Annotated in this window: 24 protein-coding genes; 12 read left to right on the forward strand and 12 right to left on the reverse strand. The window is 49.9% G+C overall.

The window, feature by feature from the left end; translation table 11 throughout:
* The first annotated feature begins 2 nt into the window (after positions 1–2).
* The 12 genes from bet to AMK18_RS33950 all read left to right on the forward strand — a co-directional run bounded on the left by bet (position 3) and on the right by AMK18_RS33950 (position 10,127).
* Positions 3–788 (forward strand): phage recombination protein Bet, encoded by a 786-nt coding sequence (gene bet, locus AMK18_RS33890; RefSeq protein ID WP_000100844.1) that lies wholly within the window; start codon positions 3–5, stop codon positions 786–788.
* Positions 785–1,465: a lambda exonuclease family protein gene (locus AMK18_RS33895; RefSeq protein ID WP_000186853.1), complete on the forward strand. Its 681-nt coding sequence runs from the start codon at positions 785–787 to the stop codon at positions 1,463–1,465. The genes bet and AMK18_RS33895 overlap by 4 nt, the downstream gene beginning before the upstream one ends.
* Positions 1,462–1,644, forward strand: a complete 183-nt coding sequence (locus AMK18_RS33900) for a DUF1317 domain-containing protein (RefSeq protein WP_000149542.1) — start codon at positions 1,462–1,464, stop codon at positions 1,642–1,644. Before AMK18_RS33895 ends, AMK18_RS33900 begins: the two co-directional genes overlap by 4 nt.
* Positions 1,617–1,808: a DUF1382 family protein gene (locus tag AMK18_RS33905; protein ID WP_015979260.1), complete on the forward strand. Its 192-nt coding sequence runs from the start codon at positions 1,617–1,619 to the stop codon at positions 1,806–1,808. The genes AMK18_RS33900 and AMK18_RS33905 overlap by 28 nt, the downstream gene beginning before the upstream one ends.
* A gap of 391 nt (positions 1,809–2,199) precedes the next feature.
* Positions 2,200–2,421, forward strand: a complete 222-nt coding sequence (locus tag AMK18_RS33915; protein ID WP_000763367.1) for a TraR/DksA family transcriptional regulator — start codon at positions 2,200–2,202, stop codon at positions 2,419–2,421.
* Entirely contained in the window at positions 2,418–2,966 is a 549-nt protein-coding gene (locus AMK18_RS33920; RefSeq protein ID WP_001289873.1) for an ead/Ea22-like family protein, read from the forward strand. Before AMK18_RS33915 ends, AMK18_RS33920 begins: the two co-directional genes overlap by 4 nt.
* Positions 2,967–3,157: 191 nt before the next feature.
* Positions 3,158–3,439: a hypothetical protein gene (locus AMK18_RS35635; protein WP_000026224.1), complete on the forward strand. Its 282-nt coding sequence runs from the start codon at positions 3,158–3,160 to the stop codon at positions 3,437–3,439.
* A gap of 295 nt (positions 3,440–3,734) precedes the next feature.
* Positions 3,735–3,953 carry an excisionase gene (locus tag AMK18_RS33930; protein ID WP_002414258.1) on the forward strand — a complete coding sequence of 73 codons (219 nt, stop codon included), beginning with the start codon at positions 3,735–3,737 and terminating at the stop codon, positions 3,951–3,953.
* Positions 3,931–5,001: a tyrosine-type recombinase/integrase gene (locus tag AMK18_RS33935; RefSeq protein WP_000533640.1), complete on the forward strand. Its 1,071-nt coding sequence runs from the start codon at positions 3,931–3,933 to the stop codon at positions 4,999–5,001. The genes AMK18_RS33930 and AMK18_RS33935 overlap by 23 nt, the downstream gene beginning before the upstream one ends.
* 838 nt (positions 5,002–5,839) lie before the next feature.
* Positions 5,840–7,417 carry an AAA family ATPase gene (locus AMK18_RS33940; protein WP_015979259.1) on the forward strand — a complete coding sequence of 526 codons (1,578 nt, stop codon included), beginning with the start codon at positions 5,840–5,842 and terminating at the stop codon, positions 7,415–7,417.
* Positions 7,414–8,304, forward strand: coding sequence for an HNH endonuclease signature motif containing protein (locus tag AMK18_RS33945; RefSeq protein ID WP_000735931.1), 891 nt, complete (start codon positions 7,414–7,416; stop codon positions 8,302–8,304). The genes AMK18_RS33940 and AMK18_RS33945 overlap by 4 nt, the downstream gene beginning before the upstream one ends.
* Before the next feature lie 590 nt (positions 8,305–8,894).
* Positions 8,895–10,127, forward strand: coding sequence for a hypothetical protein (locus AMK18_RS33950; RefSeq protein ID WP_000162952.1), 1,233 nt, complete (start codon positions 8,895–8,897; stop codon positions 10,125–10,127).
* Between the two features lie 128 nt (positions 10,128–10,255).
* On the opposite strand, the gene AMK18_RS33955 is transcribed toward AMK18_RS33950, so the two are convergent.
* The 12 genes from AMK18_RS33955 to gpG form a co-directional block, all read right to left on the reverse strand.
* Positions 10,256–10,840: a tail fiber assembly protein gene (locus AMK18_RS33955; protein ID WP_015979258.1), complete on the reverse strand. Its 585-nt coding sequence runs from the start codon at positions 10,838–10,840 to the stop codon at positions 10,256–10,258.
* The gene (locus AMK18_RS33960; RefSeq protein ID WP_015979257.1) at positions 10,840–11,784 is read right to left on the reverse strand and encodes a phage tail protein; all 945 of its coding nucleotides are present in this window, start codon (positions 11,782–11,784) and stop codon (positions 10,840–10,842) included. Before AMK18_RS33960 ends, AMK18_RS33955 begins: the two co-directional genes overlap by 1 nt.
* 173 nt (positions 11,785–11,957) lie before the next feature.
* Positions 11,958–13,163 (reverse strand): prophage tail fiber N-terminal domain-containing protein, encoded by a 1,206-nt coding sequence (locus tag AMK18_RS33965; RefSeq protein WP_015979255.1) that lies wholly within the window; start codon positions 13,161–13,163, stop codon positions 11,958–11,960.
* 64 nt (positions 13,164–13,227) lie between these two features.
* Positions 13,228–13,848 carry an outer membrane beta-barrel protein Lom gene (gene lom / locus AMK18_RS33970; protein ID WP_001246632.1) on the reverse strand — a complete coding sequence of 207 codons (621 nt, stop codon included), beginning with the start codon at positions 13,846–13,848 and terminating at the stop codon, positions 13,228–13,230.
* 61 nt (positions 13,849–13,909) lie between these two features.
* On the reverse strand, positions 13,910–17,308 hold the full coding sequence (gene gpJ, locus AMK18_RS33975) for a phage attachment tail tip protein J (RefSeq protein WP_000515495.1): 3,399 nt from the start codon (positions 17,306–17,308) through the stop codon (positions 13,910–13,912).
* 60 nt (positions 17,309–17,368) lie between these two features.
* Positions 17,369–18,001, reverse strand: coding sequence for a tail assembly protein (locus AMK18_RS33980; RefSeq protein WP_000090889.1), 633 nt, complete (start codon positions 17,999–18,001; stop codon positions 17,369–17,371).
* Positions 17,938–18,681 carry a C40 family peptidase gene (locus AMK18_RS33985; protein ID WP_000194780.1) on the reverse strand — a complete coding sequence of 248 codons (744 nt, stop codon included), beginning with the start codon at positions 18,679–18,681 and terminating at the stop codon, positions 17,938–17,940. The genes AMK18_RS33980 and AMK18_RS33985 overlap by 64 nt, the downstream gene beginning before the upstream one ends.
* Positions 18,682–18,686: 5 nt before the next feature.
* Entirely contained in the window at positions 18,687–19,385 is a 699-nt protein-coding gene (locus tag AMK18_RS33990) for a phage minor tail protein L (protein WP_001152639.1), read from the reverse strand.
* Positions 19,385–19,714 (reverse strand): phage tail protein, encoded by a 330-nt coding sequence (locus tag AMK18_RS33995; RefSeq protein WP_000847379.1) that lies wholly within the window; start codon positions 19,712–19,714, stop codon positions 19,385–19,387. The genes AMK18_RS33990 and AMK18_RS33995 overlap by 1 nt, the downstream gene beginning before the upstream one ends.
* The gene (locus AMK18_RS34000) at positions 19,711–22,272 is read right to left on the reverse strand and encodes a phage tail tape measure protein (protein WP_000840207.1); all 2,562 of its coding nucleotides are present in this window, start codon (positions 22,270–22,272) and stop codon (positions 19,711–19,713) included. Before AMK18_RS34000 ends, AMK18_RS33995 begins: the two co-directional genes overlap by 4 nt.
* Entirely contained in the window at positions 22,265–22,699 is a 435-nt protein-coding gene (locus tag AMK18_RS34005; protein WP_000459457.1) for a phage tail assembly protein T, read from the reverse strand. The genes AMK18_RS34000 and AMK18_RS34005 overlap by 8 nt, the downstream gene beginning before the upstream one ends.
* Positions 22,681–23,103, reverse strand: a complete 423-nt coding sequence (gpG, locus tag AMK18_RS34010) for a phage tail assembly chaperone G (protein WP_000479153.1) — start codon at positions 23,101–23,103, stop codon at positions 22,681–22,683. The genes AMK18_RS34005 and gpG overlap by 19 nt, the downstream gene beginning before the upstream one ends.
* Between the last annotated feature and the right edge of the window lie 15 nt (positions 23,104–23,118).

Genomic DNA, 23,118 nt, shown 5'->3' on the forward strand with positions numbered 1-23,118 from the left:
GAATGAGTACTGCACTCGCAACGCTGGCTGGGAAGCTGGCTGAACGTGTCGGCATGGATTCTGTCGACCCACAGGAACTGATCACCACTCTTCGCCAGACGGCATTTAAAGGTGATGCCAGCGATGCGCAGTTCATCGCATTACTGATCGTTGCCAACCAGTACGGCCTTAATCCGTGGACGAAAGAAATTTACGCCTTTCCTGATAAGCAGAATGGCATCGTTCCGGTGGTGGGCGTTGATGGCTGGTCCCGCATCATCAATGAAAACCAGCAGTTTGATGGCATGGACTTTGAGCAGGACAATGAATCCTGTACATGCCGGATTTACCGCAAGGACCGTAATCATCCGATCTGCGTTACCGAATGGATGGATGAATGCCGCCGCGAACCATTCAAAACTCGCGAAGGCAGAGAAATCACGGGGCCGTGGCAGTCGCATCCCAAACGGATGTTACGTCATAAAGCCATGATTCAGTGTGCCCGTCTGGCCTTCGGATTTGCTGGTATCTATGACAAGGATGAAGCCGAGCGCATTGTCGAAAATACTGCATACACTGCAGAACGTCAGCCGGAACGCGACATCACTCCGGTTAACGATGAAACCATGCAGGAGATTAACACTCTGCTGATCGCCCTGGATAAAACATGGGATGACGACTTATTGCCGCTCTGTTCCCAGATATTTCGCCGCGACATTCGTGCATCGTCAGAACTGACACAGGCCGAAGCAGTAAAAGCTCTTGGATTCCTGAAACAGAAAGCCGCAGAGCAGAAGGTGGCAGCATGACACCGGACATTATCCTGCAGCGTACCGGGATCGATGTGAGAGCTGTCGAACAGGGGGATGATGCGTGGCACAAATTACGGCTCGGCGTCATCACCGCTTCAGAAGTTCACAACGTGATAGCAAAACCCCGCTCCGGAAAGAAGTGGCCTGACATGAAAATGTCCTACTTCCACACCCTGCTTGCTGAGGTTTGCACCGGTGTGGCTCCGGAAGTTAACGCTAAAGCACTGGCCTGGGGAAAACAGTACGAGAACGACGCCAGAACCCTGTTTGAATTCACTTCCGGCGTGAATGTTACTGAATCCCCGATCATCTATCGCGACGAAAGTATGCGTACCGCCTGCTCTCCCGATGGTTTATGCAGTGACGGCAACGGCCTTGAACTGAAATGCCCGTTTACCTCCCGGGATTTCATGAAGTTCCGGCTCGGTGGTTTCGAGGCCATAAAGTCAGCTTACATGGCCCAGGTGCAGTACAGCATGTGGGTGACGCGAAAAAATGCCTGGTACTTTGCCAACTATGACCCGCGTATGAAGCGTGAAGGCCTGCATTATGTCGTGATTGAGCGGGATGAAAAGTACATGGCGAGTTTTGACGAGATCGTGCCGGAGTTCATCGAAAAAATGGACGAGGCACTGGCTGAAATTGGTTTTGTATTTGGGGAGCAATGGCGATGACGCATCCTCACGATAATATCCGGGTAGGCGCAATCACTTTCGTCTACTCCGTTACAAAGCGAGGCTGGGTATTTCCCGGCCTTTCTGTTATCCGAAATCCACTGAAAGCACAGCGGCTGGCTGAGGAGATAAATAATAAACGAGGGGCTGTATGCACAAAGCATCTTCTGTTGAGTTAAGAACGAGTATCGAGATGGCACATAGCCTTGCTCAAATTGGAATCAGGTTTGTGCCAATACCAGTAGAAACAGACGAAGAATTTCATACGTTAGCCGCATCCCTTTCACAAAAGCTGGAAATGATGGTGGCGAAAGCAGAAGCAGATGAGAGAAACCAGGTATGACAACCACGGAATGCATTTTTCTGGCAGCGGGCTTCATATTCTGTGTGCTTATGCTTGCCGACATGGGACTTGTTCAATGACACCTCAGCAGGAAAACGCCCTTCGCAGCATTGCCCGTCAGGCTAATTCTGAAATCAAAAAAAGCCAGACAGCAGTTTCCGGATAAAAACGTCGATGACATTTGCCGTAGCGTACTGAAGAAGCACCGCGAAACGGTAACGCTGATGGGATTCACACCGACTCATTTAAGCCTGGCAATCGGCATGTTAAACGGCGTCTTTAAGGAACGATGAACATGAAAAGCAAAATCATCAGGGAGCTACAGGCTCCTTTTTTATTATTCGCATTCACCCTCAAGCGTATTAACCAACAGTTCAGGGATTAATGAAAGATGGCAGACATCATTGATTCAGCATCAGAAATAGAAGAATTACAGCGCAACACAGCAATAAAAATGCGCCGCCTGAACCACCAGGCTATATCTGCCACTCATTGTTGTGAGTGTGGCGATCCGATAGATGAACGAAGACGCCTGGTCGTTCAGGGTTGTCGGACTTGTGCAAGTTGCCAGGAGGATCTGGAACTTATCAGTAAACAGAGAGGTTCGAAGTGAGCGAAATTAACTCTCAGGCACTGCGTGAAGCGGCAGAGCAGGCAATGCATGACGACTGGGGATTTGACGCAGACCTTTTCCATGAATTGGTAACACCATCGATTGTGCTGGAACTGCTGGATGAACGGGAAAGAAACCAGCAATACATCAAACGCCGCGACCAGGAGAACGAGGATATTGCGCTAACAGTAGGGAAACTGCGTGTTGAGCTTGAAACAGCAAAATCAAAACTCAACGAGCAGCGTGAGTATTACGAAGGTGTTATCTCGGATGGGAGTAAGCGTATTGCTAAACTGGAAAGCAACGAAGTCCGTGAAGACGGAAACCAGTTTCTTGTTGTTCGCCATCCTGGGAAGACTCCTGTTATCAAGCACTGCACTGGTGACCTGGAAGAGTTTCTGCGGCAGTTAATCGAACAAGACCCGTTAGTAACTATCGACATCATTACGCATCGCTATTACGGGGTTGGAGGTCAATGGGTTCAGGATGCAGGTGAGTATCTGCATATGATGTCTGACGCTGGCATTCGCATCAAAGGAGAGTGAGATCGGTTTTGTAAAAGATAACGCTTGTGAAAATGCTGAATTTCGCGTCGTCTTCACAGCGATGCCAGAGTCTGTAGTGTCAGATGATGACCGTACTCAAACATCGGGTTGAGTATTATCTTACTGTTTCTTTACATAAACATTGCTGATACCGTTTAGCTGAAACGACATACATTGCAAGGAGTTTATAAATGAGTATCAATGAGTTAGAGTCTGAGCAAAAAGATTGGGCGTTATCAATGTTGTGCAGATCCGGTGTCTTGTCTCCATGCAGACATCACGAAGGTGTTTATGTAGATGAAGGTATAGATATAGAGTCGGCATACAAATATTCCATGAAGGTTTATAAGTCTAATGAAGACAAATCCCCATTCTGCAATGTGCGAGAAATGACTGATACCGTGCAAAATTATTATCACGAGTACGGTGGAAACGATACTTGCCCTCTCTGTACAAAACATATAGATGATTAAACCCAATATTACATAACAATCCTCGCACTCGCGGGGATTTATTTTATCTGAACTCGCTACGGCGGGTTTTGTTTTATGGAGATGATAAATGCACTTCCGAGTCACAGGAGAATGGAATGGAGAGCCATTCAACAGAGTTATCGAAGCGGAGAACATCAACGACTGCTACGACCACTGGATGATATGGGCGCAGATAGCACATGCAGACGTAACCAATATTCGAATTGAAGAACTGAAAGAACACCAAGCCGCCTGATGGCGGTTTTTTCTTGCGTGTAATTGCGGAGACTTTGCGATGTACTTGACACTTCAGGAGTGGAACGCACGCCAGCGACGTCCAAGAAGCCTTGAAACAGTTCGTCGATGGGTTCGGGAATGCAGGATATTCCCACCTCCGGTTAAGGATGGAAGAGAGTATCTGTTCCACGAATCAGCGGTAAAGGTTGACTTAAATCGACCAGTAACAGGTGGCCTTTTGAAGAGGATCAGAAATGGGAAGAAGGCGAAGTCATGAGCGCCGGGATTTACCCCCTAACCTTTATATAAGAAACAATGGATATTACTGCTACAGGGACCCAAGGACGGGTAAAGAGTTTGGATTAGGCAGAGACAGGCGAATCGCAATCACTGAAGCTATACAGGCCAACATTGAGTTATTTTCAGGACACAAACACAAGCCTCTGACAGCGAGAATCAACAGTGATAATTCCGTTACGTTACATTCATGGCTTGATCGCTACGAAAAAATCCTGGCCAGCAGAGGAATCAAGCAGAAGACACTCATAAATTACATGAGCAAAATTAAAGCAATAAGGAGGGGTCTGCCTGATGCTCCACTTGAAGACATCACCACAAAAGAAATTGCGGCAATGCTCAATGGATACATAGACGAGGGCAAGGCGGCGTCAGCCAAGTTAATCAGATCAACACTGAGCGATGCATTCCGAGAGGCAATAGCTGAAGGCCATATAACAACAAACCATGTCGCTGCCACTCGCGCAGCAAAATCAGAGGTAAGGAGATCAAGACTTACGGCTGACGAATACCTGAAAATTTATCAAGCAGCAGAATCATCACCATGTTGGCTCAGACTTGCAATGGAACTGGCTGTTGTTACCGGGCAACGAGTTGGTGATTTATGCGAAATGAAGTGGTCTGATATCGTAGATGGATATCTTTATGTCGAGCAAAGCAAAACAGGCGTAAAAATTGCCATCCCAACAGCATTGCATATTGATGCTCTCGGAATATCAATGAAGGAAACACTTGATAAATGCAAAGAGATTCTTGGCGGAGAAACCATAATTGCATCTACTCGTCGCGAACCGCTTTCATCCGGCACAGTATCAAGGTATTTTATGCGCGCACGAAAAGCATCAGGTCTTTCCTTCGAAGGGGATCCGCCTACCTTTCACGAGTTGCGCAGTTTGTCTGCAAGACTCTATGAGAAGCAGATAAGCGATAAGTTTGCTCAACATCTTCTCGGGCATAAGTCGGACACCATGGCATCACAGTATCGTGATGACAGAGGCAGGGAGTGGGACAAAATTGAAATCAAATAATGATTTTATTTTGACTGATAGTGACCTGTTCGTTGCAACAAATTGATAAGCAATGCTTTTTTATAATGCCAACTTAGTATAAAAAAGCTGAACGAGAAACGTAAAATGATATAAATATCAATATATTAAATTAGATTTTGCATAAAAAACAGACTACATAATACTGTAAAACACAACATATGCAGTCACTATGAATCAACTACTTAGATGGTATTAGTGACCTGTAACAGAGCATTAGCGCAAGGTGATTTTTGTCTTCTTGCGCTAATTTTTTGTCATCAAACCTGTCGCACTCCAGAGAAGCACAAAGCCTCGCAATCCAGTGCAAAGCTTTGTGTGCCACCCACTACGACCTGCATAACCAGTAAGAAGATAGCAGTGATGTCAAACGACGCAGCTGACTTCTTTTCTTTCACGACTTCCCCACACCCAGCATGCATACCTTTCCGCCATAACTGTAGTGAATGTCTGTTATGAGCGAGGAGCGGAAGTTAACACTTATGAAAAATGGCTACGAAGTCCGTGGCTATCTATCGGCTTATTAGTACTTGAAACGCTTCTTCAGAAGCCTGAAGAGCTAATCGTTCGGCGATACTATATATGCATTAATAGACTATATCGTTGGTATAAACAGTGCACCATGCAACATGAATAACAGTGGGTTATCCAAAAGGAAGCAGAAAGCTAAATATGGAAAACTACAATACGATGCCCCGTTAAGTTCAATACTACTAATTTTTAGATGGAAAACGTATGTAATAGAGAGTAACTTAAAAGAGAGATCCTGTGTTGCCGCCAAATAAATTGCGGTTATTTTAATAAAATTAAGGGTTACTATATGTTGGAGTTTAGTGTTATTGAAAGAGGCGGGTATATTCCTGCAGTAGAAAAAAATAAGGCATTCCTACGAGCAGATGGTTGGAATGACTATTCCTTTGTTACAATGTTTTATCTTACTGTCTTTGATGAGCATGGTGAAAAATGCGATATCGGAAATGTTAAAATTGGTTTTGTAGGTCAAAAAGAAGAAGTAAGCACTTATTCATTAATAGATAAAAAATTCAGTCAACTCCCTGAAATGTTTTTTTCCTTAGGTGAAAGCATTGACTACTATGTTAATCTCAGCAAATTAAGCGATGGTTTTAAACATAACCTTCTTAAAGCTATTCAGGATTTAGTAGTATGGCCAAATCGATTAGCCGACATTGAAAATGAAAGCGTCCTTAACACCTCATTACTTAGAGGGGTAACTCTTTCAGAAATTCATGGACAGTTCGCACGTGTGTTAAATGGTTTGCCAGAATTGTCAGATTTCCACTTTTCATTTAATAGAAAAAGTGCTCCCGGATTCAGTGATTTAACTATACCTTTTGAGGTGACGGTTAATTCTATGCCCAGCACGAACATTCATGCTTTTATCGGGCGGAATGGGTGTGGTAAAACAACAATTTTGAATGGAATGATTGGTGCAATCACCAACCCAGAAAACAATGAATATTTTTTCTCTGAAAATAATAGACTTATCGAGTCAAGAATCCCAAAGGGATATTTTCGATCGCTTGTTTCAGTTTCGTTTAGTGCATTTGATCCTTTTACTCCTCCTAAAGAACAACCTGACCCAGCAAAAGGTACACAATACTTTTATATTGGACTCAAGAATGCTGCCAGCAATAGTTTAAAATCACTAGGCGATCTCCGCTTAGAATTCATTTCAGCATTTATTGGTTGTATGAGAGTAGATAGAAAAAGACAACTCTGGCTTGAAGCTATCAAAAAACTAAGTAGTGATGAAAACTTTTCAAATATGGAACTCATCAGCCTCATTTCTAAATATGAAGAGTTAAGACGTAATGAACCACAGATTCAAGTGGACGATGATAAATTCACTAAATTGTTTTATGACAATATCCAGAAATATCTGCTTCGAATGAGCTCTGGACATGCAATTGTTTTATTTACTATCACAAGATTAGTAGATGTCGTTGGCGAAAAGTCATTAGTTTTATTCGATGAACCAGAGGTTCATCTGCATCCACCTTTGCTCTCTGCTTTTTTACGAACATTAAGCGACTTACTCGATGCACGCAATGGTGTAGCAATAATTGCAACTCATTCCCCAGTAGTACTGCAAGAGGTTCCAAAATCCTGCATGTGGAAAGTCCTACGGTCAAGAGAAGCAATAAATATTATCCGTCCGGATATTGAGACATTCGGTGAGAACTTAGGTGTTTTAACTCGTGAGGTGTTTTTACTTGAAGTGACAAATTCTGGATACCACCACTTATTATCGCAGTCCGTTGATTCAGAGCTTTCTTATGAAACCATTCTAAAAAATTATAATGGTCAGATAGGATTAGAAGGTCGAACCGTTTTAAAAGCGATGATAATGAACAGAGATGAAGGTAAAGTACAATGAAAAAACTACCTCTTCCAGCGAGAACTTATAGCGAAATGCTTAATAAATGCTCGGAAGGTATGATGCAGATAAATGTTAGAAATAATTTCATTACTCACTTCCCCACTTTTTTGCAGAAAGAACAACAATATAGAATATTAAGCTCGACAGGTCAGTTATTTACCTACGACAGGACACACCCTCTTGAGCCTACAACCTTAGTAGTTGGTAACCTGACAAAGGTTAAATTAGAAAAGCTTTATGAAAATAATCTCCGAGATAAAAACAAACCCGCTAGAACATATTACGATGACATGCTTGTTTCATCAGGTGAAAAATGTCCATTTTGTGGTGATATAGGACAGACAAAAAATATAGATCATTTTCTTCCTATTGCACATTATCCTGAATTTTCGGTGATGCCTATTAATTTAGTTCCATCGTGCCGCGACTGCAATATGGGAGAGAAAGGTCAAGTTTTCGCAGTAGATGAGGTACACCAAGCGATTCATCCCTATATCGACAAGGACATTTTTTTTCGTGAGCAATGGGTATATGCAAATTTCGTTTCCGGAACTCCGGGTGCTATCAGTTTTTATGTTGAATGCCCGGCGAACTGGAGGCAGGAAGACAAACACAGAGCTCTTCATCATTTCAAGCTATTAAATATTGCTAACAGGTATCGTTTGGAGGCAGGGAAGCACTTGAGTGAAGTGATTACTCAAAGAAACTCTTTCGTAAAAGTTATAAGGAAATATAGTTCAACCGCAACGTTTCAGCAGCTACAGTCAGAATTTATTGAAGCAAATCTGAAACCTATTATAGATTTGAATGACTTCCCCAATTATTGGAAAAGAGTTATGTATCAGTGCCTAGCAAACTCGGAAGATTTTTTCAGAGGGATCTAGAATATGATGAAAGATAGAAAATTACGACGCTTATCGGAAGTGAACGAATACTTTTTATATGAGGAGGGCTGTTTTTACAAAATCCGGTAGTAACTTGCTAACCAATTCCTAGGCAGGTCATTGGCAACAGTGGCATGCACCGAGAAGGACGTTTGTAATGTCCGCTCCGGCACATAGCAGTCCTAGGGACAGTGGCGTACAGTCATAGATGGTCGGTGGGAGGTGGTACAAATTCTCTCATGCAAAAAATATGTAAAATCGGTAGCAACTGGAAATCATTCAACACCCGCACTATCGGAAGTTCACCAGCCAGCCGCAGCACGTTCCTGCATACGACGTGTCTGCGGCTCTACCATATCTCCTATGAGCAACGTGTTAGCAGAGCCAAGCCACAACTCTAATTTTAATACATAATGAATGATAATAATAATATTAAAAATTTCCTGTGTAACTAATTTACTATATGGTTTCTGATAAGAATCATTGCAAAGATCAAACAACTTGTATTACATTGACAGTTAAGCAGTTAATTTTATCACCTCTAAAATATATCAGCATCTAGCATGCAACCTATCAAAATGGAGAGTTTTATGACTAAAAAACCATGGGAAAGAAGACTTAAAGATTTATCGCACTTGCTCAAATGCTGCATTGATACATATTTTGACCCTGAATTATTTCGCTTGAATTTGAATCAATTCCTCCAAACCGCAAGAACAGTAACATTTATTATTCAAAAAAACAAAAACCAGATTATAGGATATGACATTTGGTATAACAATAATGTTATTGAAAAATGGAAAAATGATCCATTAATGGCTTGGGCTAAAAATTCTCGCAATACGATAGAAAAACAAGGCGATTTAGAAATGTATAGCGAGGCAAAGGCTACTCTTATTTCATCTTACATTGAAGAAAATGACATTGAGTTTATTACAAATGAAAGTATGTTAAACATTGGTATAAAAAAGTTAGTCAGACTTGCACAAAAGAAATTACCTTCATATTTAACTGAATCATCTATTATTAAATCAGAAAGACGATGGGTCGCTAATACGCTAAAAGATTACGAATTATTACATGCCTTAGCTATAATCTATGGCAGAATGTATAACTGCTGTAACTCTCTTGGCATACAAATAAACAATCCAATGGGTGACGATGTGATTTCGCCAACATCATTCGACTCTTTATTTGATGAAGCCAGGAGAATAACTTATTTAAAATTAAAAGATTACTCCATAAGCAAATTGTCATTTAGCATGATACAATATGACAATAAAATAATTCCTGAAGATATTAAAGAGCGTCTAAAACTGGTAGATAAGCCTAAAAATATCACTTCGACAGAAGAGTTAGTTGACTATACAGCCAAGCTTGCAGAAACGACTTTTTTAAAGGACGGTTATCACATTCAAACATTAATTTTTTATGATAAACAATTCCATCCAATTGATTTAATCAATACAACATTTGAAGATCAAGCAGATAAATATATTTTTTGGCGTTATGCAGCTGACAGAGCCAAAATAACAAATGCCTATGGCTTCATTTGGATATCAGAGCTATGGCTCAGAAAAGCAAGCATCTACTCCAATAAACCAATACATACAATGCCAATTATAGATGAAAGACTTCAGGTAATTGGAATTGATTCAAATAATAATCAAAAATGTATTTCATGGAAAATAGTTAGAGAAAACGAAGAAAAAAAACCGACTTTAGAAATATCAACAGCAGACTCAAAACATGACGAAAAACCATATTTCATGCGTTCAGTCTTAAAAGCAATTGGCGGTGATGTAAACACTATGAACAATTGAGTCATAGAACTTCCATTATTCTCCTGAAGATAATAATCGCCAAATAAACCAATACTCAGCTTTACAATATACTAACTAACCGCAGAACGTTATTTCATACAACGTTTCTGCGGCATATCACAAAACGATTACTCCATAACAGGGACAGCAGGCCACTCAATATCAGGTGCAGTTGATGTATCAACACGGTTCAGCAACACCCGATACTTCTTCCAGGCTTCCAGCAACGAGGTTTCTTCCTTCGTTGCAATTTCCAGATCTGCAGCATCCTGAAGCGGCGCAATATGCTCACTGGCTACCTGCATCAGGCTTTTTTTTGTTTCTTCCGCCTCCCGGATCCGGAACAGTTTTTCTGCTTCCGTATCCTTCACCCAGGCTGTGCCGTTCCACTTCTGATATTCCCCTCCCGGCGATAACCAGGTAAAATTTTCCGGTAACGGACCGAGTTCAGAAATAAATAACGCGTCGCCGGAAGCCACGTCATAGACGGTTTTACCCCGATGGTCTTCAACGAGATGCCACGATGCCTCATCACTGTTGAAAACAGCCACAAAGCCAGCCGGAATATCTGGCGGTGCAATATCGGTACTGTTTGCAGGCAGACCGGTATGAGGCGGAATATATGCGTCACCTTCACCAATAAATTCATTAGTTCCGGCCAGCAGATTATAAATTTTTATGGTCCGTGGTTGTTCACTCATTCTGAATGCCATTATGCAAGCCTCACAATATAGTTAAATGCAATGTTTTTGACGGTGTTTTCCGCGTTACCCGCAGCGTTAACGGTGATGGTGTGTCCGTGTGAACCAATACTGAAAGAATGGGCATGAGCACCGATAACAACCGGATGCTGGTGCGCACCAATACCAACTGTATGCGCATGTGCACCGGCACTCACGGCTGTACCGGACAATGAGTGACTGTGGCTGCCCTGACTGTCCGTTTTCGATAAATAAGCAATACCCTGTGTGCTGGTTCCTTTAACTGTGGATAAACTTCCTGTAATGGTTGCTGTTCCATACTGACTCCAGCCAGAACTGTTCATCCTTAAACCACTTGTGTGGGCATGAGCACCCGCGGCCCCTGTTGAACCGCTCAGACTGTGAGCATGAGCCCCCGTGTTATTCGTCGATTTGGTGCCGTAATCGAAACTGCCTGTTGTTTTCGTCCCGTAATCAAACGACGATGTGGTTTTCGTCCCCAAATCCGTACCGGATGCACTGGCACTGTGGGTGTGCGACTTAATTCCATCCTGTTCCTGAGACAATACAGCACGACCGCTGGCGGGTTTCCCCTTGATTGTCCAGCCTCGCATATCAGGAAGCACACCCGATGGATACGCGACAGCAAGTTTTGGGTAGGCTGATTTGTCAAACGCCTGCCCCTGCATCAGGACGTAGCCAGACGGAACGATATCTGATGGCCACGGGATCGGCGCACCTGCCGGAAAGGCCGAATTCTCACCGGCCCCAAGGTATTCAAGAACATCTGCAACGGAATTTTTTGCCAGAATATCCCTGCCAACCTGAGTCAGTTCAGTCAGGCTGGCGGCATCATTTTCCGCAAAATACGGTAATTTATTTTTCGCCGTGGAAAGCCCTGCCAGCGCCGTCAGTGTCGCATTCTTCGGTTGTTTACCCGCAAGCGCGTTAGTCATGGTGGTAGCAAAATCTGGATCATTCCCGAGCGCTGCGGCCAGTTCATTCAGCGTATTCAGTGCGTCAGGTGACGCGTCGATAACATCTGCAATCGCGGCCAGTACAAAAGCGGTGTTCGCAATCTGGGTATTGTTTGTTCCCCTGAGCGCGGTTGGTGCTGTTGGCGTTCCGGTCAGTGCCGGACTGTCCAGTGGGCTTTTCTGTTCGTTTCATCCATTACCACCTTAACCGCCTTTGGCGTTGCAGCAAGCGTTTCAGACGTGCTGTTGGTTGCACTGCTGAGCTGCACTATCCCCTTTCTCGTTGTGTCCGCATCCTCAAGCGCGACAGCTGAAGCTATATCTTCTGCACGTTTTGCCGAATTTTTTGCACGTATTGCCGCCGCTTCTGCCGCACTTTTGCTCTGCGATGCTGATACCGCACTTCCCGCAGCCTCTGTCGCCTTCGTGGATGCCGTTGACGCACTCCCCGCCGCCGCTGTTTTTGCGTCTGCCGCGGCAGAGGCGCTCCGTTCCGCTGCTGTTTCAGATGACCTGGCATTCGTCTCGGACGTTTTTGCCGCCCTGGCAGAATTTTCTGCCGCCGTTGCCGAGGAAGCTGCACGACCGGCACTTGATGATGCGTTCGTTTCTGATGATTTTGCTGCCTCTTTTGAGGCCACCGCATCTCGTGCTGAAGTGGCGGCCTCTGACGCTTTCGTGGCCGCGGTGGAGGCAGACGTGGCGGCTGATTGTTGTGACGCTGCAGCATTCGTTTCTGACGTTTTCGCCGCACCGGCACTGGTGGCCGCCGCGTTTTTTGAGGACTCTGCGGCTGCGGCACTTTTTTCCGCTTCAGTGGCCTTTGCTGATGCCGCTTCTGCGCCGGAGGACGCTTCCTGAGCTGACGATGCAGCCTGTCCGGCGGACGTGCTGGCGGCGCGTGCTGAGTCAGTTGCATCAGTCACAAGGGCCGCGACCTGAGCAGCTGATGCACTGGCATCGCCGGCTGATTTCTTCGCGTCTGCCGTACTCTGTGCCACCACGGACGCGTTACGCGCCACCTCTTCCACCATCAGTTCAAGACGACGCAGCACCTCCGGCCGGGCATCATCCTCCGTCATGGCACAGAGAAAATCATTCAGCGTCCCCGGTTGTGAATCTTCATACACGGTGATGGTCCCGGCGTGCGATGGTGGAAAACCGTCAACCTGCAGGATGACACTGTACTGACCGTACTCCACATCCATGCTGTAACGCCCGGCTTCATCCGGATTCTCTGAGCCCACCGTGTTCACCACCACCGTGGTGCTGTTACGTCTGGCTTTCAGCTGAATGGTGCAGTTCTGTACCGGTTTTCCTGTGCCGTCTTTCAGGACTCCTGAAATCTTTACTGCCATATTCACCCCACAAAAAAGCCCACCGGTTCCGGCGGGCTGTCATAACACTGTGTTACCTGGCTAATCAGAATTTATAACCGACCCCAACGATGAATCCGTCAGTACGCCAGTCGCCACTGCCGGAGCCTTCATAAGCAATATCAACAACGACGGACGCTGCCGGATTAATCTGTATACCTGCACTCCACGCCACTGAGGTATGCCGCATTGCACTTTCGTCCCTGGCAGTGGTCGTCTCTTTCATATACCCGGGAGTGATTTCCGTCTTACGGTAATCCATTGTACTGCCGGACCACCGACTGTGAGCCACTCCGGCCATGGCGTACGCACTGACCTGCTTACTGATTTGTAAAACCGGTCCGGCCATCACGCTCACATAACGTCCACGCAGGCTCTCATAGTGAAACGTATCCTCCCCGGTCATCACTGTGCTGCTCTTTTTCGACGCGGCGAACCCCAGGGAAGCCATCACCCCCACACTGTCCGTCAGCTCATAACGGTACTTCACGTTAATCCCTTTCAGATGACTCACACCGGTATCCCCGCCCGACAACGACGGCAATGTACCCGGTTTCACTTGAAAATAGCCCACCGTAAACGTACCATGTCCACCTTCCGCACGGGCCGGAGTGACTGTCACCGCAAGTGCGGCAAAGACAGCAACGGCAATACACACATTACGCATCGTTCACCTCTCACTGTTTTATAATAAAACGCCCGTTCCCGGACGAACCTCTGTAACACACTCAGACCACGCTGATGCCCAGCGCCTGTTTCTTAATCACCATAACCTGCACATCGCTGGCAAACGTATACGGCGGAATATCTGCCGAATGCCGTGTGGACGTAAGCGTGAACGTCAGGATCACGTTTCCCCGACCCGCTGGCATGTCAACAATACGGGAGAACACCTGTACCGCCTCGTTCGCCGCGCCATCATAAATCACCGCACCGTTCATCAGTACTTTCAGATAACACATCGAATACGTTGTCCTGCCGCTGACAGTACGCTTACTTCCGCGAAACGTCAGCGGAAGCACCACTATCTGGCGATCAAAAGGATGGTCATCGGTCACGGTGACAGTACGGGTACCTGACGGCCAGTCCACACTGCTTTCACGCTGGCGCGGAAAAGCCGCGCTCGCCGCCTTTACAATGTCCCCGACGATTTTTTCCGCCCTCAGCGTACCGTTTATCGTACAGTTTTCAGCTATCGTCACATTACTGAGCGTCCCGGAGTTCGCATTCACACTGCCACTGATATCCGCATTTTTAGCGGTCAGCTTTCCGTCCGGTGTCAGGGAAAAGGCCGGAGGATTGCCGCCGCTGGTAATGGTGGGGGCCGTCAGGCGCTTCAGGAACACGTCGTTCATGAATATCTGGTTGCCCTGCGCCACAAACATCGGCGTTTCATTCCCGTTTGCCGGGTCAATAAATGCGATACGATTGGCGGCAACCAGAAACTGGCTCAGTTTGCCTTCCTCCGTGTCCTCCATGCTGAGGCCAATACCCGCGACATAATGTTTGCCGTCTTTGGTCTGCTCAATTTTGACAGCCCACATGGCATTCCACTTATCACTGGCATCCTTCCACTCTTTCGAAAACTCCTCCAGTCTGCTGGCGTTATCCTCCGTCAGCTCGACTTTTTCCAGCAGCTCCTTGCCGAGATGGGATTCGGTTATCTTGCCTTTGAAAAAATCCAGGTAACCTTCCGCATCATCGCTCGCCCGACCGACGGCCTCCACGAATGCCGATTTGCCAACGGTGTTCACACTGCGGATATAAAAGTAATAATCATGGCCCGGTTTGATATTGATACTGGCGGCTATCCAGTACAGCGCCGTACCAAGATAACGCGTGCTGGTTTCAACCTGTCTGATATCCGCAATCTGCTTTTCCGAGAACCAGAACTCAAACTGTACCGTCGGGTCATAAACGGCAAGATGCGGCGTGGCGGTTATCTGAAAATAGCCCGGCGTCAGCTCAATCCTCGACGGTGCTGCCGGTGCGGCAATCCGGAACGATACCGACGCCGGATCGCCCTGCTGCCCCCACGCATTTACCGCCCGGACTGTCAGCCTGTAGTTCCCCAGCGCCAGTTGCGTGAAGCGGTATGTGGTTTCCGTCGTCCGGGCCGTGCTGACCAGCCGCTCACTGCCGTCGTCCGCTGTTACGGTCAGACGGAGCAGGAAACTCACGCCCTTCACCACCTTCGGTGTGTCCCATCGCGCCAGCACCTGATATTCCCCGCTGTCTGCAGTGACTTCTGCGGTCAGGTGCTGCACCGCTGGCGGCGTGACACCATTCACCGTGCCACTCTGTTCGCCGTCAAAGTGCGCCCCGTTATCCACGATGGCCTCTTTTTCCGGCACATGCTGCACGGCGGTGATGGCATACGTGCCGTCGTCGTTCTCACGGATACTCACGCAGCGGAACAGTCGCTGGCGCAGCGTCGGCAGCTTCAGCTCCCATACGCTGTATTCAGCAACACCGTCAGGAACACGGCTCACTTTTACCTTCACGCCGTCGGTGACGGACTGAACCTCCACGCTGACCGGATTGCCACTTCCGTCAACCAGGCTTATCAGCGCGGTACCGGAGGATGGCAGCGTGATTTCACGGTCGAGCGTCAGCGTCCGGGTCTGGCTGTTCACCGCCAGCACACGACCACCGGTGCTGATACCGGCATAGTCATCATCGCAGATTTCAATAACATCGCCCGGTACATGGCGAAGCCCTTCTGCGCCGACGCTGAAATCCACGGTCTGCGTTTCCAGCAGTTCTGTTTTAATCAGCCACAGCCCGGCGCGGTGTGCCTGCCCCCGGCTGGTACAGCCAAAGGCATCCATCTTCGTAACATTACGACCGTAACGGGCAATGGCCTGCGTATCTTCAACAAGCTCTGTCGCCGTCTCCCAGCCGTTGTTCGGGTCAATCCAGTTCACCTCAACGGCATTATGGCGGTCCTTCAGGGCGCTGAAGCTGTAGCGGAACGGCGCGCCATCATCCGGCATCACCACATTACTGCGGTTATAGGTCCACGTCTTATCCGACGGTCGGTCCTGCACGAACGTCAGCGTCTGCCCGTTCCATACCGGCATACAGCGCATCGCCGAGCAGAAATCGCTGAGCACATCCCACGCCTTACGCTGTGTGGTCAGGTACGCATTACAGGTGATGCGCGGCTCCGTGCCGCCAAAGCCGTCCGGCACTGACTGGTCGCAGTACTGGCCGATGACATACAGCGCCCATTTATCCACATCCGCCGCACCAAGACGTTTCCCCATGCCGTAGCGCGGATGGGTCAGCATATCCCACAGACACCAGGCCATGTTGTTGCTGTATGCCGGTTTAAACGTTCCGTCCCAGATACCGCTGTATTGCCGCGTCTGCGGGTTATAGTTCGACGGCACCTGCAGAATACGCCCGCGCAGATGATAATTACGGCTCACCTGCTGGCTGCCGAACTGCTCCGAGTCCACCTGCACGCCGACCAGTGCCGTGTTCGGGTAGCACTGTTTCACATCGATGATTTCAGTGTATGACGACCAGAGCGTTTTGTTCTGCAGCTGGTCTGTGGTGCTGTCCGGCGTCATCCTGCGCATCCGGATATTAAACGGGCGCGGCGGCAGGTTACCCATCACCACCGAGGCCAGATACTGCGAGGTGGTTTTGCCCTTAATGGTGATGTCTTTTTCCGTCACCCAGCCACCGTTACGTTGTATCTGAACCAGCAGGCGGACTTCCGACGGATTCCTGTCACCCTTTGAGGTGGTTTCCACCAGTGCCTGTACACCGAAGGTAAAGCGCAGACGGTCGATGTTTGCAGACGTAATGGTGCGGGTGATCGGCGTGTCATATTTCACTTCCGTACCCAGCACCGTCTCGGAGCCGGAGGATTCAAATCCCTCCGGCGGAGTCTGCTCCTGCTCACCAGCCCGGAACACCACCGTGACACCGGATATGTTGGTATTCCCCTCAGTGTCCAGCACCGGCGTACTGTTCAGCAGCACGCTTTTTAAGCCATCCACCGGACCTTCAATCGGCCCTTCGCTGATGGCATCGATCACACTCAGCAACTGCGTGGACTTCAGGTTGTCCTTCGCTTCGCGCGGGGTATGCCCCTTACTGCTTCCTTTACCCATTCCTCACGCTCCATAAATGACAAAACCGCCCGCAGGCGGTTTCACATAAAACATTTTGCATCAGCGACCAATCACCACAACCTGACCACCGTCCCCTTCGTCTGCCGTGCTGATCTCCTGAGAAACCACGCGTGACCCCACGCGCATTTCCCCGTACAGAACAGGCAGAACATTGCCCTGGGCAACCATGTTATCCAGTGAGGAGAAATAGGTGTTCTGCTTACCGTTATCCGTTGTCTGTATACGGGGAGTTCTGGCTTTCGGTGCCAGCATCTGCGCCACACCACCGAGCACCATACTGGCACCGAGAGAAAACAGGATGCCGGTCATACCACCGGCCCCAATGGCTGCCCCCCATGCTGCAAGGGTGGCTCCGGCGGTAAAGAATGATCCGGCAATGGCGGCAGCCCCCAGGACAATCTGGAATACGCCACCTGACTTGGCCCCGGCGACTCTGGGAACAATATGAATTACAGCGCCATCAGGCAGAGTCTCATGTAACTGCGCCGTTAACCCGGACGTGCTGACGTCCCGCCCGGCAATCCGTACCTGATACCAGCCGTCGCTCAGTTTCTGACGAAACGCCGGGAGCTGTGTGGCCAGTGCCCGGATGGCTTCAGCCCCCGTTTTCACACGAAGGTCGATGCGGCGACCAAATCGTTGTAAATCCCCGTAAAGGCAGATGCGCGCCATGCCCGGTGACGCCAGAGGGAGTGTGTGCGTCGCTGCCATTTGTCGGTGTACCTCTCTCGTTTGCTCAGTTGTTCAGGAATATGGTGCAGCAGCTCGCCGTCGCCGCAGTAAATTGCGGCGTGATTCGGCACTGATGAACCAAAACAGCACAGCAGCACATCGCCCGGCTGTGCCGCTGACAACGGCACCTGATACAGCCCCGTCGCCTCCAGATTATCCAGATAGAGATTCTGGCCGTTACGCCACCAGTCATCCTCACGATGAAAGTCCGGCATCTCAATCCCCGCCAGATGATAAGCATCCCGGAACAGTGTGTAACAGTCCGTCACACCGTGCTCAAAGCGCCGCCCGGTGAGATGCGGCACACAGCGGAACTTATGAATCGTCCCCCGGCAGACCAGCCACCACGGCAAATCACTCTGCACCTGCAGCCGCCGGTCGGCCTCACTCAGCCAGGGCAGACCACCGGGGTGGCTGTGGACCAGCGCCACAATCTCACCCTGCATTTCTGCCTGCAGCCAGTCTTCCGGCGACATACGGAAATACGCCTCCGGCTCACCGGAGATATTCACGCAGGGGAAATATCTTTCCCCCTCCGGCGTGCTTACCACGAAGCCGCACGACTCCGCTGGCGCACATCGCCGGGCGTGCGCCAGAATCGCTGATTCTGTCTGTGTCATGGGATTTACTGCGAAAGTTTGTTAATGGAAAGGAAGCCGCCAAAGTTGCCGACGTTATTGCGGAACTTACAACCGCTCAGGCATTTGCTGCATTTATCCTTCGTGATATCGGACGTTGGCTGGTCATATTCATCCGCGACAGCCGGACCGCTATAACCGCACTCGTCACCGCGATAGGTCCAGGTGCAGGTGTTGGCCAGCATGATACGTCCCGGAAAAACAGCGCCATCCGTTTCCGTCGGCGTGGACAGTACAAAGGAGGCACTCACCGCGCTCAGTTCGCTGCACTGCTCAATGCGCCAGCGGCTGATCACCTCCTGCTCCGGATCGGCGTAACTGTTTCCGTTGACGAAGTTCACCGCATCCAGAAAACGGGCGTAAACCTTACGCCGGACCACCGTTCCGCCGACCAGACTCTGCATATCTTCCGCCATCCCGGTGACCATACCGTACAGGTTAGAAACCGTCAGCGTGGGGCGCGTACTGGTGCCTTTGCCATTCAGTTCAAAACCGCTCCCCTGAATGGGATACGGCTGATACTGTCGCCCCTGCCAGGTGACCGGCTCACCTTTTTCGTTCTGCTCATTACAGAAAAAATAACGTTCTCCACCGACCTCTGTCAGGTCGATTTCCCAGAGCACCACGCTGGCCGACTGCTCCGCACGGGTGCATTCATTCAGTGTTTCCTGCCGGATATCCTGCATCAGTTCACCACCTGTTCAAACTCTGCGCTGAACTCAACACGCAGCATACTGACCCGCGACGACCATTTTGCGCAGGTCACCTTTATCTGCCGCCACTCATAAGGCGGCGTCCACAGAAAGGATTTCCAGCCCCCGTGCTCTTCCAGAAACGACTCCAGTACCGTGGCCTCCTCACGGGGGACAGAAAGCGTCACGCTGTACGTTTTCAGGTTGGCATTCAGCCCGGCAGGCGCTCGCTGAGAATAGCCATCACCAAAGCGCACCTTTCTTACAGAAGGGACCGAAGCCACATCCATACCGGGTTTCACTTTCCAGCGGAAGGTCTTCATCGTCCACCTCCGGAGAACAGGCCACCATCACGCATCTGTGTCTGAATTTCATCACGGGCACCCTTGCGGGCCATGTCATACACCGCCTTCAGAGCAGCCGGACCTATCTGCCCGTTCGTGCCGTCGTTGTTAATCACCACATGGTTATTCTGCTCAAACGTCCCGGACGCCTGCGACCGGCTGTCTGCCATGCTGCCCGGTGTACCGACATAACCGCCGGTGGCATAGCCGCGCATCAGCCGGTAAAGATTCCCCACGCCAATCCGGCTGGTTGCCTCCTTCGTGAAGACAAACTCACCACGGTGAACAATCCCCGCTGGCTCATATTTGCCGCCGGTTCCCGTAAATCCTCCGGTTGCAAAATGGAATTTCGCCGCAGCGGCCTGAATGGCTGTACCGCCTGACGCGGATGCGCCGCCACCAACAGCCCCGCCAATGGCGCTGCCGATACTCCCGACAATCCCCACCATTGCCTGCTTAAGCAGAATTTCTGTCATCATGGACAGCACGGAACGGGTGAAGCTGCGCCAGTTCTGCTCACTGCCGGTCAGCATCGCCGCCATATTCTGTGCAATACCATCAAAGGTCTGCGTGGCTGCACTTTTTACCTGCGACATACTGTCCGTGGCGCTCTCTTCCCACTCACTCCAGCCGGACTTCAGGCCTGCCATCCAGTTCCCGCGAAGCTGGTCTTCAGCCGCCCAGGTCTTTTTCTGCTCTGACATGACGTTATTCAGCGCCAGCGGATTATCGCCATACTGTTCCTTCAGGCGCTGTTCCGTGGCTTCCCGTTCTGCCTGCCGGTCAGTCAGCCCCCGGCTTTTCGCATCAATGGCGGCCCGTTTTGCCCGTTGCTGCTGTGCGAATTTATCCGCCTGCTGCGCCAGCGCGTTCAGGCGCTCCTGATACGTAACCTTGTCGCCAAGTGCAGCCAGCTGGCGTTTGTACTCCAGCGTCTCATCTTTATGCGCCAGCAGGGATTTCTCCTGTGCAGACAGCTGGCGACGTTGCGCCGCCTCCTCCAGTACCGCGAACTGACTCTCCGCCTTCCACAAATCCCGGCGCTGCTGGCTGATTTTCTCATTTGCTCCGGCATGCTTCTCCAGCGTCCGGAGTTCTGCCTGAAGCGTCAGCAGGGCAGCATGAGCACTGTCTTCCTGACGATCGCCCGCAGACACCTTCACGCTGGACTGTTTCGGCTTTTTCAGCGTCGCTTCATAATCCTTTTTCGCCGCCGCCATCAGCGTGTTGTAATCCGCCTGCAGGATTTTCCCGTCTTTCAGTGCCTTGTTCAGTTCTTCCTGACGGGCGGTATATTTCTCCAGCGGCGTCTGCAGCCGTTCGTAAGCCTTCTGCGCCTCTTCGGTATATTTCAGCCGTGACGCTTCGGTATCGCTCTGCTGCTGCGCATTTTTGTCCTGTTGAGTCTGCTGCTCAGCCTTCTTTCGGGCGGCTTCAAGCGCAAGACGGGCCTTTTCACGATCATCCCAGTAACGCGCCCGCGCTTCATCGTTAACAAAATAATCATCCTTGCGCAGATTCCAGATGTCGTCTGCTTTCTTATACGCAGCCTCTGCCTTAATCAGCATCTCCTGCGCGGTATCAGGACGACCAATATCCAGCACCGCATCCCACATGGATTTGAATGCCCGCGCAGTCCTGTCTGCCCAGGTCTCCAGCGTGCCCATGTTCTCTTTCAGGCGGCGGGTCTGGTCATCAAACCCTTTCGTTGCGGCCTCGTTCGCCGCCTGCAATGCCCCGGCTTCATCGCCGGAACGCTGCAACTGAGCAACATACGCAATCTGCTCCGCCGACACGTTATGGAACTGGCGAGCCATCGCCGTCAGCCCCGACGTCGGGTCTGTGGTCAGCTTCCCGAAGGCTTCAGCGACCTTGTCCACCTCCACGCCGGATGCAGAGGAGAAACGCGCCACACTCTGGCTGATGGACGCAATCTGAGCCTCACCGCTTACCCCCGCCTTAACCAGTGCGCTGAGTGACTCGCTGGTCTGGTTAAACGTCAGCCCTGCCGCCTGCCCGGCTCTGGACAGGACCAGCATACGATCTGCCGTCAGTCCCGCCTGATTGCCGGAAAGGACCAGCGTTTTGTTGAAATCGGACAGGGTTGAGTTGCCCTGATACCAGGCATACGCCAGCGCACCGGTCGCCACCGCCAGCGAGGTGGCCCCCACCATCGGCAGGGTGATCGCACCGGCAAGCCCCCTGAACATGGGGATCATCCCGCCGAAGGAGTCCTTCACCTGCCCCCCCTGTTGCAGCAGGATCAGCCACGGACTTTGCCCGCCTGCAAGCTGCGTGGCCACGTCGGTGAACTGTGCAGGCAGCATACGCATGGCGGCTTTATACTGCCCGACGGAAATCCCCGCTTTCTGTGCAGCCAGCGCCTGTCGGCTCAGCGACTGTTCAACGACTGCCGCTGTTTTTTTCGCATCACTTTCCGTACCAGAAAAATGACGCCTGACTCTGGCCATCTGCTCGTCAAATCTGGCCGCATCCAGACTCAAATCAACGACCAGATCGCCTACCGGTTCAGCCATACCGGACTCCTCCTGCGATCCCTTCTGATACTGTCATCAGCATTACGTCATCCTCCGTCATGTCCGCCACATCCGGGGAAGCGGGGATAACTTCATTCCCGTCCGGGCCAAAGCGGACACCTCCGGCAAGCCCTGCCGCTTTCTGCATCAGCACATCATCTTCAGGCTCTTCGTCAGCCTCGCGCCGGTTCAGCAGACTGAAATCCAGCGGATGCATATCCGGATCGCTGAAAAACAGGCTGAGCACGGTGTACGTCAGCCCGGAAAAGTGCATATCCAGCAGAACATCATGAAAATAATGGGTACTGTAAAAGCGGTGCCAGTCGGCATACTCCGTGGATGACATCCCGGCAAGCATGGCACGCCAGTCGGGTCGCCCCATCTCACGCGCCAGTTTCAGGGCAAAACTCAGCTCACCGTCGAACACTTTCCCGCAGAAACAGGCTCTGCGGGCCCGGCGTCCTCTGTCTGTTCAGGGGCATTATTCACCACAAACTCATACATACCAGACAGCCGGTACACCACGTTTTCAGCATGAGAAATTGCCTCCGTGGGCCAGGTGGTAAGCACTTCCTGCTCAATCTGTTTAACGGCTTCATTCATGGACGGCATCTGCGTCTTCTGCGGATGGTTATGCCACAGGGACATCGCCACCAGAAACGCGCCGGTTCTGATGGCGTCTTCCACAGTAAACTTCCGGTTGCTGTCTGACTCCGCCTGTTCTGCCTGCCGTTTCATCAGGGCGAGATGCTCAATGCGCTGCAGGGCTGACAGTTCAGAAAGCGTGACGGTCACACCGTTATGTTCAAATGATTCGGTTTTCAGGAACATCGCTGACTCTCCGGA

Source organism: Streptomyces sp. CB01249 (assembly GCF_001905735.1).
GTDB lineage: Bacteria > Actinomycetota > Actinomycetes > Streptomycetales > Streptomycetaceae > Streptomyces.

Coding starts and splice junctions, on each gene's coding strand:
- AMK18_RS33955 (WP_015979258.1), bottom strand. CDS start 10,840: ATGGCATTCAGAATGAGTGAACAACCACGGACCATAAAAATTTATAAT.
- AMK18_RS33895 (WP_000186853.1), top strand. CDS start 785: ATGACACCGGACATTATCCTGCAGCGTACCGGGATCGATGTGAGAGCT.
- AMK18_RS35635 (WP_000026224.1), top strand. CDS start 3,158: ATGAGTATCAATGAGTTAGAGTCTGAGCAAAAAGATTGGGCGTTATCA.
- AMK18_RS33980 (WP_000090889.1), bottom strand. CDS start 18,001: ATGGCGCGCATCTGCCTTTACGGGGATTTACAACGATTTGGTCGCCGC.
- AMK18_RS33900 (WP_000149542.1), top strand. CDS start 1,462: ATGACGCATCCTCACGATAATATCCGGGTAGGCGCAATCACTTTCGTC.
- AMK18_RS33950 (WP_000162952.1), top strand. CDS start 8,895: ATGACTAAAAAACCATGGGAAAGAAGACTTAAAGATTTATCGCACTTG.
- AMK18_RS34000 (WP_000840207.1), bottom strand. CDS start 22,272: ATGGCTGAACCGGTAGGCGATCTGGTCGTTGATTTGAGTCTGGATGCG.
- AMK18_RS33990 (WP_001152639.1), bottom strand. CDS start 19,385: ATGCAGGATATCCGGCAGGAAACACTGAATGAATGCACCCGTGCGGAG.
- AMK18_RS33985 (WP_000194780.1), bottom strand. CDS start 18,681: ATGACACAGACAGAATCAGCGATTCTGGCGCACGCCCGGCGATGTGCG.
- AMK18_RS33915 (WP_000763367.1), top strand. CDS start 2,200: ATGGCAGACATCATTGATTCAGCATCAGAAATAGAAGAATTACAGCGC.
- AMK18_RS33960 (WP_015979257.1), bottom strand. CDS start 11,784: ATGACTAACGCGCTTGCGGGTAAACAACCGAAGAATGCGACACTGACG.
- AMK18_RS33935 (WP_000533640.1), top strand. CDS start 3,931: ATGGGAAGAAGGCGAAGTCATGAGCGCCGGGATTTACCCCCTAACCTT.
- AMK18_RS33995 (WP_000847379.1), bottom strand. CDS start 19,714: ATGAAGACCTTCCGCTGGAAAGTGAAACCCGGTATGGATGTGGCTTCG.
- AMK18_RS33945 (WP_000735931.1), top strand. CDS start 7,414: ATGAAAAAACTACCTCTTCCAGCGAGAACTTATAGCGAAATGCTTAAT.
- gpG (WP_000479153.1), bottom strand. CDS start 23,103: ATGTTCCTGAAAACCGAATCATTTGAACATAACGGTGTGACCGTCACG.
- bet (WP_000100844.1), top strand. CDS start 3: ATGAGTACTGCACTCGCAACGCTGGCTGGGAAGCTGGCTGAACGTGTC.
- AMK18_RS33930 (WP_002414258.1), top strand. CDS start 3,735: ATGTACTTGACACTTCAGGAGTGGAACGCACGCCAGCGACGTCCAAGA.
- AMK18_RS33940 (WP_015979259.1), top strand. CDS start 5,840: ATGTTGGAGTTTAGTGTTATTGAAAGAGGCGGGTATATTCCTGCAGTA.
- AMK18_RS33905 (WP_015979260.1), top strand. CDS start 1,617: ATGCACAAAGCATCTTCTGTTGAGTTAAGAACGAGTATCGAGATGGCA.
- lom (WP_001246632.1), bottom strand. CDS start 13,848: ATGCGTAATGTGTGTATTGCCGTTGCTGTCTTTGCCGCACTTGCGGTG.
- AMK18_RS33965 (WP_015979255.1), bottom strand. CDS start 13,163: ATGGCAGTAAAGATTTCAGGAGTCCTGAAAGACGGCACAGGAAAACCG.
- gpJ (WP_000515495.1), bottom strand. CDS start 17,308: ATGGGTAAAGGAAGCAGTAAGGGGCATACCCCGCGCGAAGCGAAGGAC.